The sequence below is a fragment of the Allobosea sp. P1_A7 genome (assembly GCF_056406775.1).
This window is the reverse complement of record NZ_JBFTZN010000320.1, coordinates 1-12,060: the sequence shown is the minus strand read 5'-3', so window position 1 is coordinate 12,060 and position 12,060 is coordinate 1. Positions and strand designations below refer to the sequence as shown.

The 12,060-nt window shown below is 66.0% G+C and carries 8 protein-coding genes and 1 pseudogene; 3 read left to right on the top strand and 6 right to left on the bottom strand.

The genetic code is table 11. The annotated features are described in order from the left end of the window. The 4 genes from purL to AC1D34_RS32665 form a co-directional block, all read right to left on the bottom strand. The coding region (purL, locus tag AC1D34_RS32680; RefSeq protein ID WP_476826478.1) for a phosphoribosylformylglycinamidine synthase subunit PurL at positions 1-1,995 on the bottom strand (1,995 nt) is incomplete at its 3' end. A 164-nt stretch (positions 1,996-2,159) separates the two neighbouring features. Continuing rightward, positions 2,160-2,612: an acyl-CoA thioesterase gene (locus tag AC1D34_RS32675; RefSeq protein ID WP_441487945.1), complete on the bottom strand. Its 453-nt coding sequence runs from the start codon at positions 2,610-2,612 to the stop codon at positions 2,160-2,162. 16 nt (positions 2,613-2,628) lie between these two features. Continuing rightward, entirely contained in the window at positions 2,629-3,510 is an 882-nt protein-coding gene (locus tag AC1D34_RS32670; protein WP_476826477.1) for a methyltransferase domain-containing protein, read from the bottom strand. A gap of 26 nt (positions 3,511-3,536) precedes the next feature. Then, a complete protein-coding gene (locus tag AC1D34_RS32665; protein WP_476826476.1) occupies positions 3,537-5,393 on the bottom strand; it encodes a M3 family oligoendopeptidase in 1,857 nt (618 codons plus the stop codon). Between the two features lie 165 nt (positions 5,394-5,558). Between AC1D34_RS32665 and AC1D34_RS32660 the strand changes: the two are divergent. From AC1D34_RS32660 to AC1D34_RS32650, 3 genes and pseudogenes are all read left to right on the top strand, one after another. Further along, positions 5,559-6,822, top strand: a pseudogene (locus tag AC1D34_RS32660) (sigma 54-interacting transcriptional regulator). A gap of 108 nt (positions 6,823-6,930) precedes the next feature. Then, positions 6,931-8,856 (top strand): L,D-transpeptidase family protein, encoded by a 1,926-nt coding sequence (locus tag AC1D34_RS32655; RefSeq protein ID WP_476826475.1) that lies wholly within the window; start codon positions 6,931-6,933, stop codon positions 8,854-8,856. A 201-nt stretch (positions 8,857-9,057) separates the two neighbouring features. Continuing rightward, positions 9,058-10,827: a peptidoglycan L,D-endopeptidase MepK gene (locus tag AC1D34_RS32650; protein WP_476826474.1), complete on the top strand. Its 1,770-nt coding sequence runs from the start codon at positions 9,058-9,060 to the stop codon at positions 10,825-10,827. 18 nt (positions 10,828-10,845) lie between these two features. Here AC1D34_RS32650 and AC1D34_RS32645 read toward each other — a convergent pair whose 3' ends face one another. Then, complete coding sequence (locus tag AC1D34_RS32645; RefSeq protein ID WP_476826473.1) at positions 10,846-11,454, bottom strand: glutathione S-transferase family protein; 609 nt, start codon at positions 11,452-11,454, stop codon at positions 10,846-10,848. Positions 11,455-11,532: 78 nt separating this feature from the next. Then, positions 11,533-12,060, bottom strand: a 528-nt coding sequence (locus AC1D34_RS32640) for a substrate binding domain-containing protein (protein ID WP_476826472.1), incomplete at its 5' end; no start/stop codon positions are given.

The window sequence follows — 12,060 nt, the reverse complement described above, 5'->3', positions numbered from 1 at the left end:
GAACAGGACGGCATGGGCCGGCCCCGCGGGAAGCTGCGTCACGGTCGCGCCGACGCCGCCGGCAAGCGCCATCTCGGTCAGGGCAACCGCGAGGCCGCCATCCGACAGATCATGGCAGGCGCTGACGCGGCCGCCCGTGATCAGCGCGCGCACGAATTCGCCATTGCGGCGCTCGATCGCGAGATCGACCGGCGGCGGCGCGCCTTCTTCCCGGCCGCAGATGGTCGCGAGATAGGCCGACTGGCCGAGCCAGCCGGAGGTCTCGCCGATCAGGATGATGCTCTCGCCTTCGGCCTTGAAGCCGACAGTCGCGTGCTTCGTCACGTCGGCCAGAACTCCGACGCCACCGATCGTCGGGGTCGGTAGGATCGAGACGCCATTGGTCTCGTTGTAGAGCGAGACGTTGCCGGAGACGACCGGGAAGTCGAGCACCTTGCAGGCCTCGCCGATACCCTTGATGCAGCCGACGAGCTGCCCCATCACCTCAGGGCGCTCGGGATTGCCGAAATTCAGGTTGTCGGTGATGGCGAGCGGCGTCGCACCTACGGCGGTAAGGTTGCGCCAGGCTTCGGCGACCGCCTGCTTGCCGCCCTCGAACGGGTCAGCTTCGCAATAACGAGGCGTCACGTCGGCGGTCATGGCAAGGCCCTTCGGCCCCTCCTCGATGCGAACGATGCCGGCATCGCCGCCGGGCGTGACCACCGAGTTTCCGAGGATCAGCGTGTCGTACTGCTCATAGACCCAGCGCTTCGAGCAGAGATCCGGCGAGCCGACGAGCTTCAGCAAGGCATCCGCGTTCGACATGGGCGGCTTCACCGCAGCCGCCTCGATGATCGCCAGCTTCAGTGTCTCGATCCAGGGCCGGTCATATTCGGGAGCCTCGTCGCCGAGTTCCTTGATCGGCAGGTCGGCCATGGTCTCACCCTGGTGCTTCACGACGAAGCGCAAGGTGTCGGTGGTCTTGCCGACAACGGCGAAATCCAGACCCCATTTCCTGAAGATCGCCTCGGCCGGCTCCTCATGACCCGGCTTGATCACCATGAGCATGCGCTCCTGGCTCTCCGAGAGCATCATCTCATAGGCGCTCATCTGGTCTTCGCGGCAGGGCACCGCGTCGAGATCGAGTTCGACGCCGAGGTCACCCTTGGCGCCCATCTCGACGGCCGAGCAGGTCAGCCCGGCTGCGCCCATGTCCTGGATGGCGTCGACATGGCCCGCCGCCATGATCTCGAGGCAGGCTTCCAGCAGCAGCTTCTCGGCGAAGGGATCGCCGACCTGCACGGTCGGGCGGCGTTCCTCGCCGCCATCGCCGAAGGCGGCCGACGCCATGGTCGCGCCGTGGATGCCGTCGCGACCGGTCTTGGATCCGAGATAGACGATCGCCTTACCGACACCCGACGCCTTGGCGTAGAAAATCTCGTCGGTCTTGGCGAGGCCGACCGCCATGGCATTGACCAGGATGTTGCCGTCATAGCGCGTGTGGAAGCCGACCGCGCCGCCGACCGTCGGGACGCCGAAGGAATTGCCGTAGCCGCCGATTCCGGCAACGACGCCCGAGACAAGATGCCGGGTCTTGGGATGCGAAGGATCGCCGAAGCGCAGCGCATTCAAGGCCGCGATAGGACGCGCGCCCATGGTGAAGACGTCGCGCAGGATGCCCCCGACACCGGTCGTCGCGCCCTGATAGGGCTCGATGAACGAAGGGTGGTTGTGGCTCTCCATCTTGAAGACCACCGCAAGTCCGTCGCCGATATCGATGACACCGGCATTCTCGCCCGGGCCCTGGATCACCCAGGGCGCCTTGGTCGGCAGCGTCTTCAGATGGATCTTCGAGGATTTATAGGAGCAATGCTCGTTCCACATCGCCGAGACGATGCCGAGCTCCGTGATCGTCGGTTCGCGACCGATCAGGTGGAGGAAACGCTGATATTCGTCCGGCTTGAGGCCGTGCTCGGCCACGAGTTGCGGAGTGATCTTGATCTCGTTGGGAATCACGGCTCGCCTGGTCCCTGATCGCGGACGCCCGGCCCGCCTCTGATGCGCGGGGCATAACCTGCTTGTCCGCCGGAGACAACGCATTCCCGCCGATCAATGCCATGCAGGCGTGCATTCGCGCCTATTCCGCCCGCGAAAGCACCAACCGGTGTCCCGAACTGAGATCAGCCCGGCGCGTCCGATACGGCGAGCGCCTGGAGCGCATCGCGCAATCCGTCCGGGATCGGGGCCGGCTTCTGGCTGGCGCGCCCGACATAGACATGGGTGAAGCGGCCCTGCGCCGCCGCCTGCTCGCCACCGCGCCGGAAGATGCCGATCCGATAGGTCACCGAACTGCGGCCCAGTTTCTCGACCGCAATTCCAGCCTCGATCGTCTCGGGGAAGGCGACGCTTTCGAAATAGGTGCAGGCCGTCTCGACCACGAGGCCGACAATCTCGCTTCCGGCAAGATCGAGATGCCCCTGCTCGATCAGCCAGGCATTCACCGCCGTGTCGAACCAGGAGTAATAGACCACGTTGTTGACGTGACCATAGGCGTCATTATCGGCCCAACGCGTCGGAATCGCGCGAAACAGCCTGAAATGGGAGCGACCAAGCCGCGCCGCGCGTTCGCTCATCGGCTGCTGCTCCCTGTCATTGCCCCGGCTTCTCGCCTGTCCCGATCTCGGGCACGCCGAGCGCATCCGCCAGCCTCGCCTTGGCCGAGCCCGGCCTGAGCGGCTTCTGCTGACTCTCATGCGGCGCCCAGCCGGAAAGCCAGACGATCTCGAACGTGGCGCGCAACCGGCTGTCGGGATCGGCAAAACGCTCGGCATAGAGCGCAGCTGCACGCATCAGCGTGTCGCGACGGAGCGGCGCCTTGCGCCGGTCAGTCAGCGCATTGGCCCAGCCCATCGCGCGTAGATCACGCAGCAGGCCGAACAGGTCGCGATAGCGCACCGTGACGAGTTCGCTGTCGACCACCGGAAGTGCGAATCCCGCGCGCTGCAGCAGGCTGCCCATGTCACGCAGATCGGCGAAGGGCGCGACACGCGGGCTCACGCCGCCGGTCGTCTCGGCTTCTGCGGCAAGCAGGACTTCGCGCAATTCCTGAAGCGTGCGACCGCCCAGCAGGCAGCCGATGAAGAGGCCATCGGGCCTGAGAGCCCGCCTGATCYGAATCAGCGCGCCCGGCAGGTCGTTGACGCCGTGCAGGGCGAGCAGCGAGGCGGCAAGGTCGATCGAAGCCGCTGCGAGCGGTAGGCGCTCGAGATCGCCGACGACATCGCCTCTCGCCCCCTCGGTCTCCGCCATTCGCCAGAGCGCCTCGGCCTTGGCACGCAGCACGGGTGCTGCAACCGGCAGCGGCGTGCCGAGATCGGCCGCCAAGGTGAAGCGGCGCAGCACCGCAGCGAGCCTCTCGTCGAGATCCTCGCTGGCGCGGGCCAGCAGGAAATCGGGATAGCCTCCCGCCACCGCCCGTGCCTGGCGGCGGCGGACGAGATCACGATCGAAAACCAGGGGACCCTCAGCCATGCCCGCGCTCCAGCGCTATTGCGGCCTCACGCCATTCCTTCCAGCTCGATGATCAGCCCCTCGATCATGGTGAGGCCGATCTGCCAGAAAGCGGGATCGCGCGCATCGAGACCAAACGGCTTCAGCAGCTCGGAATGGTGCTTGGTTYCACCGGCCGAGAGCAAGGCGAAATAGCGCTCCTGAAAGCCCCCGGCCGAGTTCTGATAGACGCCGTAAAGCGAGTTCACCAGGCAATCCCCGAAGGCATAGGCATAGACGTAGAAGGGCGAATGAATGAAATGCGGGATATAGGCCCAGAACGGCTCATAGCCCGGTCCAAGCGTGATCGCCGGCCCGAGACTTTCCGCCTGCACGCTCATCCAGAGTTCGCAAAGCTGGTCCGCCGTCAGCTCGCCTGCCTTGCGCGCTTCATGCACCTTGCGCTCGAAGGAGTAGAACGCGATCTGGCGCACGACCGTATTGATCATGTCCTCGACCTTGGCCGCCAGCATCGCCTTGCGCTGCTTCGGATCGGTTGTTCCGTCGAGCAGCTTGCGGAACGTGAGCATCTCCCCGAAGACGCTCGCCGTCTCCGCCAGGGTCAGTGGTGTCGGCGCCATCAGCGCCCCGTTCGGCGCCGCCAGAACCTGATGCACGCCATGCCCGAGCTCATGGGCGAGTGTCATCACGTCGCGCGGCTTGCCCTGGTAGTTCAGCAGGACATAGGGGTGGACCGACGGCACGGTCGGGTGCGCGAAGGCGCCGGGCGCCTTGCCCGGCCGGGCGGGCGCATCGATCCAGCCCTCGTCAAAGAAGCGCCGGGCAATGCCGGCCATCTCGGGCGAAAAGGCGCCATAGGCGTCGAGAACGGTGTCGCGCGCCTCGGTCCAGGGAATCGTGCGCTGCTCGACCTTGGGCAACGGCGCGTTGCGGTCCCAGTAATCGAGGGCCTCGCGGCCAAACCAGCGGGCCTTCAGCTTGTAGTAGCGGTGCGACAGGCGCGGATAGGCCTCGCGCACGGCCGCAACGAGAGCATCGACGACCTCGCGCTCGACCCGATTCGCCAGGTGCCGCGAATCGGCGACATCCTCGAATTTGCGCCAGCGGTCGGAGATTTCCTTGTCCTTGGCGAGGGTGTTGGTGATCAGCGAGAACGTGCGCAGATTGCCGCGCAGCACCGTGCCCAGCGCTTCGGCCGCAGCCTTGCGCACCGCGCCGTCGGCATCCTGCAGCTTGTTCAGGGTGAGCTCGAGCGTCAGCTCCTCGCCATTCACCGTGAAGCGCAGCGAGGCGACGGTCTCGTCGAAGAGCCGGTTCCAGGCACCACGCCCAGTCACCGACTTCTCGTGGAACAGTTCCTCGATCCGGTCTTCGAGCTGGTGCGGCTTGTCCTTGGCGAGATCCTCGATCCAGGGTTGCCAGTGGCTCAGCGGCGGCTCGGCCGCGATCTTGGCCAGCAGCGCCTCGTCGAGGCGGTTGAGTTCGAGCCCGAAGAACAGCAATTCGGTCGAGGCGGTCGTCATCCGGTCCTGGGTGTCGCCATAGAATTTGGCGCGCTTCGGATCGGTGGTGTCGCCGGAGTAGATGAGGCCGGCATAGGACATGATCTTGCCGAGCAGGTCTTCCAGCCGCTCGTAGGCACGCACGGCTTCAGCGAGTGTCGCGCTCGCGTCGTCGCGGGCGGCGAGCTCCGCCAGCTTGCCACGATAGAGTGCGGCGAAGCGCTGCGAGTCGGTCAGCGCGCGGTCGAGATCGGCGGTGAACTCGGGCGAATCCATCGACGGATAGAGATGGCTGAGATCCCATTCTGGCAGCTTGCCCAGCGCCTTCGCGGTCTTGGCGGCGCTGCTCGCCGCGCTTTTTGCGACGTTGGCGGAGATCGTCCCGTCGAAAGCAATCGTCATKTCAAAGGCACCTCGCTGGCGAAACCATCCTTACCCATATGCGCGGACAAGGCCGCGCGATCAACGCCGCCGCCCGACGCCGGCGCTTAAGAGCGGCTTAACCGTTCTGGATGACAGTGCCCCGAAACGGAACACTGATTCTGCAGCGACCGGCATCGAGGTGACATGACAACCACCGTTCTCGTCGTTGATGACGATCCCGTTCAGCGTCGACTGCTCGACGCCATGCTCAAGCGCTTCGGCTACGACGTCGTCGTGACTGAGAGCGGCGACGAGGCGCTTGCCCTGCTTGGCAACGGCGAGACCGGAGCCTTCGCATGAACTGCGCTATCTCAAGCGCCGCGCCTCGGGGCAACTCGGCTTCCGTGACCTCGCCACCAAGAGCCCGGATATGGGCCGCGTCATCGGACTGGCCGAACGCGCCGCGAAATCGAACATCCCGATCCTGATCGAGGGCGAATCCGGCGTCGGCAAGGAGGTGCTGGCGCGCGCCATCCAGGGCTCCAGCGACCGCAAGGGCAAGCCCTTCGTCACGGTGAACTGCGGCGCAATCCCACATAACCTCGTCGAATCCATCCTGTTCGGCCATGAGAAGGGCGCCTTCACCGGCGCCACCGAACGCCATATCGGCAAGTTCGTCGAAGCCAATGGCGGCACGCTCTTCCTCGACGAAGTCGGTGAATTGCCGCTCGATGCCCAGGTCAAGCTCTTGCGCGCGATCCAGGAAGGCGAGGTCGACCCTGTCGGCGGCAAGAAATCGGTGCGCGTCGACATCCGGATCATTTCAGCCACCAACAAAAGCCTGCTCGATCAGGTGAAGCGCGGCGAATTCCGCGAGGATCTCTACTATCGCCTGAATGTCTTCCCGATCACACTGCCGCCACTGCGGCAGCGCTGGGAGGACATCGCCGATCTGGCCCGCGGCTTCCTCGTTCGGTTCGCTGCCGAAGAGGGCAAGAAGCTGCGAGCGATCTCGCCCGAGGCTCTCAACCTGATCAACGGGTATGACTGGCCGGGCAATGTCCGCCAGCTCGAGAATGCGATGTTCCGGGCGGTCGTGCTCGCAGATGGCGATGAGCTGACCGTCGCCGAATTCCCCCAGATCGCGGCGCAGATGGAAGGCTTTGAAGTCCGTATCCCGGCCGCGCCGACCGCAACCGCTCGCCCCGAGCCGCGCGACGAGGCGCCGCGCATCATTCAGGTGCCGGTGCGCGATCCCAATGCGCTCGATTTGGTCGCCGGCTCCGACATCCGCAGGCTCGAAGAACTCGAGCGCGAGATCATCAAATTCGCCCTGGCGCATTATCGCGGACACATGTCCGAGGTCTCGCGCAAACTCGGCATCRGTCGCTCGACGCTCTATCGCAAACTCAAGGATTACGGGCTGATCGAGGGCGATGACGCATCTGCGAACTCGGATGCGGCATAGGCGTTGTAGAGCTGAAAGATGCCCGCTGTTGCACCCCCGCATCTTGTCGAAACAGGCCGAGTCACGCAGGTATCGCGGATATCGGGCAGAGCTATAGGGAATTGGACCATGCGTCGTCGCCACTGGGCGAGCTTTGCTTCTGCATCGGTCCTGGCCTTGGCCCTTGGTACCGGATATGCGCTTGCGCAGGCTACCCTTGAGCCTCAACTCGGCATCCCCCTGCCCGAGCAGCCGGCACTGCTGATCCTGAATGGCGACAAGCCGCCCGAGAGCCTGACGCCGCCGGTCTTGCCGGAGGTTGTCGTCACGATCGAGACCGCCCCCAAGGCCGCGAACGCCGAGCCGGAGATGGTGACCGGCACGGTTGCCCCCTCGGCCCAGCCACAGGGCGGGCTTGCTCCGCTCGAGGTGCCCCCGACGCCTGCCACGACGCCCGGCGTCGACCTCGACGAGCCTGTGGTGCTCGACATCCCGGCCATCGATCTGCCGCCTTCCGACCCAGCGCTTGTCCCCGACGCCAGGCCTGCGCCTCTGCGCTCCGCCGAACCCGTGATTGCGCCGCCGGACCTGCCCAAGGTCGTGGTCGAGCTTCCCGCCGGACCGGCGCTCGTCGCCGAAATCACAGAGCGCGCGCCGGAAGCGCTGGCATTGCCGCGCCTCGCGGAACGCGAGCGCAGCGAGATCCTCGCCGCCTATCAGGCTTTCGAGAACCGTCCGTTCTGGATCGATGGCAAGGGCTGGAGCGCGGCCGCCAAGCTGCTCGTGGCGCAGCTAAGCCGCGCCGGCGAGGATGGCCTGCGACCGACCGACTATCCGCTGCCCGTTTTCGAGGCCAGCGACAAGGGCAGCCTCGCCGAGGCCGATGTCCGGCTTTCCGCGCTCGCCGTGCTCTATGCTCGCGACGCGCGCGGCGCCCGCGTCGACCCGCGCCGGCTTTCCAAGCTGCTCACGCCGACACTGTATCTGCCCTCCGCCACCGAGGTTCTCTCCGAGATCGCGGCCGTTCCCGATCCGGGCAAGGTGCTGGCAGCCTACAACCCGCCGCATGAGGGCTATCGCCGCCTGAAGGCCAAGCTCGCCGAACTGCGCCACCACCAGGACGATACGCCCATGGTGCGCATTCCCGCCGGCCCTCCACTCAAGCTCGGCATGCGCGATGAGCGCGTACACCTGATCCGCGCCCGGCTCGGCCTCGGCCCGTCCGATGAGGCTGTGTTCGATCGCTCGACCGCCACTGCAGTCGCCGAGTTCCAGAAACAGRCCGGCCTGCGCGCCAACGGCATCCTCAGCGCCCAGACGATTGCGGCGCTCGGCACGCCGGCGACCAACCGCGCCCAGCAGGACATCGTCGCGCAGATGGAGCGCTGGCGCTGGCTGCCCGCCGACCTCGGCCAGACCMATATCATGGTCAATGTGCCGGAATTCCAGATGCGGGTAATCCGCGACGGCAAGGTGGTGCACCACGCCCGCACCATCGTCGGCAAACCTGAATCGGCGACGCCGATTTTCTCGCACCGGATGGACCATGTCGTGGTCAACCCATCCTGGTTCGTGCCGCCATCGATCCTGAAGAAGGAATTCCTGCCCGGCCTCGCCGCCGATCCGGACTATGCCGCCAAGCGCGGTTATGTCGTGACCCGCCGCGGCAACAACATCTCGGTGCGTCAGCCGCCGGGCGAGCGCAACGCGCTCGGCTGGATCAAGTTCATGTTCCCGAACGATCATGCCGTCTACCTGCATGACACGCCGAACCGCCGGCTCTTCGCGACGGAACGCCGGGCCTACAGCCATGGCTGCGTGCGCGTCGACAATCCTTTCCTGCTTGCCGACCAGGTGCTCGGCCCGGAATGGACGACAGAGCGTCTGAAGCGTCTGATCGGCTCCGGTGAGCGCACCATCCGGCTGCCGCAGCCGCTGCAGATCCACCTTGTCTACAACACTCATGTCGTCCAGCCGGACGGCAAGCTGGTGACCTTCGACGATATCTACGGCTTCCACCGCATGGTGCGGCAGGCTCTGGAGCAGCGAGGCTGAGATCGTGGCGAAATGTGGGATCGAGCACCTTTTCGCCACGATCCACAGCTAGCCAGCTTCGGTGGAAAGAATCGTAACGTACAGGTTACCTGCTTGTTAACCTGCTGTTAACGCATCTCCGCAACTGTTCGTTGACGTTTGCCGAGCTCCTTGCCGGCGCATCGAGACGGGTCGAGTAGCTTGAGCAGATCCTCAGCCACCATGCCGAGACGGCTTCTGCTGCGCGTTACGCCGGGTTTCCGTGGCGGACTGACGATGGCCATTGCATTCGCGGCCCTCGTCTGCGGCATCCGCGGCACGCAGAACGCCGTCGCCAATGGCGACACGCGCACGATCTCCATCCGGCACATGCACACCAAGGAAGAGATCACCGTAACCTTCAAGCGTGACGGACGTTATGTCGCCGAAGGCCTGGAGAAGCTGAACTGGGCCCTGCGCGACTGGCGCATCGACGAACCGATCAAGATGGACCCGCGCCTGTTCGACGTCGCCTGGGAGGTTCAGCGCACCGTCGGCTCCGAGCAGCCCTTCCACGTCGTCTCAGCCTATCGCTCGCCCGGTACCAATTCGATGCTGCGCCGACGCTCGCGCGGCGTCGCCAAGCACAGCCAGCACACGCTCGGCAAGGCGATGGACTTCTACCTGCCGGATACCCCGACAGCCAGGATTCGCGAAGCCGGCATGCGGCTGCAACGCGGCGGCGTCGGCTTCTATCCGGGCGCGCATACGCCATTCGTCCATCTCGATGCCGGCTCGGTCCGCTCCTGGCCGCGCATGACGCGCGACCAGCTGGTGCGCCTCTTCCCGGACGAGAAGACCGTGCATCTGCCGGCCGATGGCCAGCCGCTTGCCGGATACGAGCTGGCCAAGGCCGATGTCCTGGCGCGCGGCGGTGCCGTGGCTGGTTATGCCGCCGCCGATCTCGATGAAGGCGCGGTGATCTCATCCGGTCGCAAGAGCCTGTGGGCCGCCCTCTTCGGCGGCGATGACGAGGAGGCCGATGCACGGCCACAGCGCGGGCGCGCCCCCGCGCCGAAGCCGCAGCCGGTCGTCATGGCCTATGCCCGCCAGAATTACGCCGACAGCAGCTCGGAGGATGGCGGCACGCGCTTCGGCGCATCGCTCGTCGCGGTCCCGGCTCCGGAGCCGGCTCCGCGCGTGACCCGCCCCATCCGTCAGGCCCCCGTCCCGGCCGAGCCGCCGGTTCAGGTCGCGGCGCTCGCACCAGGGCCCGCTCCCGAAGAAGTCAGGCCGAAGCTGATCGACGCGCCGCTTCCCATCGCACGCCCTGGCGGCCTCACTCCGCCGGCTGGGCAGCAGGGCGTTGTCCAGGTTGCTGCACTGCCGCAGCAAGGCGGAGCCCTTGCCTTCGCACCTCAGCTTGCGCCTGGCGGCCGCCCCGGCGAGGAGCAGAAATTGATCTTGGCCTCGCTGCCGCCGCGCCGTCCCGGCGAAATGACGGCACTGGTCGAGACGGTCGTCGCCGGCAAGCCGATGGCCGCCCCGCTGCCGCCTTCGCGTCCGGTCGCCTTTGCGAACCTGGCCACGGCCTCGTTGCGCGGCAGCGATGCCGACCCGGTGCCGGYCGTCCAGCAGGAAGGCAGGCTGGTCACGATCACTCATCCGATGCCGCCGAGCCGGCCGCAACTCGGCAGCACCGTGATTGCCCGGACCGAGCGGAACAACGGTGGCAGCCCTGCACCCACGCCGATCGTTGCGCAATATGACGCCGACCGTTCGAACCTGGACTCGCTCTTCGCCGCCGTTAGCCGTCCCGCGCCCGAAGGTCGCAAGGTGACGGTTGCGACCGCACGCGCCAAGGCCGCCTCGGCCCCGCCACCCGGCTGGGTCCAGGGCCCCGGTCCGGCCGCCTCGCTCGGCTTCAGCCATGCCGATCCGAGCGACGCCAAGACCGGCAGCTTCAGCGGCCCTGCGGTGAAACCACTGCCGACGAACTTCGTCCAGAACTGAGCAGGCTGAACCGGGGGCTCACTCCCGGTCGATTGGCCAGGCCTTGAACACGGCCAGCTCCTCGCAGGCGCGCGCCTGAGCAGCAAGAGCCGGCCAGCGGCTCTCCTCGACATAGTCCGGGATCACGAAGCGGCAKAACCCCCAGGCGATGGCAGCTGCGATATCGGCAGGCTCGAGCTCCGGCCCCGAGCCCAGTTCACCGCGCTGGGCCGCCTGATCCAGCAGATCGAGCGCAGTGTGCAACTGCGTCACGATGCGCTCCTGCCAGGGTGCATAGCGCTGGGCTTCGGGACGCTTGCGCTCATATTCCACCGAGACGGCCTTGTCCGCCGCGACGATGCCAATGCCGGTCAGGCTGAGATCGCGGACCCGGGCAGTTTCTTCGATCGGTCGCAGGGAACGGCCGGCGACATCCTCGAAATGCTGGATGATCAGCAGCGACTCGCTGATTACTGTGCCATCCTCGCAAACCAGCGAGGGTGCCTTGATCAATGGATTGATCGCCCGGAACGCATCCATGTGGCGGAACACGGAGACCGAGCGATGCTCGAATTCGACCTCGAGCAAGGTTCCGGTAATGGCGGCGCGCCGCACATAGGGACTGTCCAGCATTCCAACGAGCAGCATCGCAATCTCCGTTTGTGAGCGCGTGCAGACTGGCCGCTCGTTCAGGGAATGCAACGCCAAATCATGTGATGCCGAAGATCACGCCAATTGATGTGCAGGCAGCCCGGCCTCCGACGCGACGGCATCATCGGAAACCGGCTCCGCGCCGAAGGACAATCCGCGCGCCTTCGCCGCCATCTGGCAGCGATCCCAGCTCGGCTCGCCTCCGAAATGCTCGACCAGGAGATCGATCAGAACGCGCACTTTGCCGGGAACATAGGCGCCTGGCGGGCGCACGACAAAGAGCCCCTGCTCCTTCATCGGATAGTCCAGCAACAAATGCTCGAGCGCGCCTCTGCTGATCGCGTCCGTGAGCATGAAGGTCGGCAGCACGGCGAGCCCGAGCCCCGCCTCCGCCCATTCCGCCAGGGTTTCGCCACTGTCCGAGCGCATCCGGCCGGTCGGCCTGACCGAAACCCAGCGCTTGCTCATCCGAAAGGTCCAGTCTGTCGTCGCTGTACCGGTATAGATGAGGCAGTCGTGCTCGGTCAGGTCGAGCGGCGAGATCGGGCGGCCCCTGCGATCGAGATAGCCCGGGCTTGCGACCACGGCTCCGTAGACCGGCGC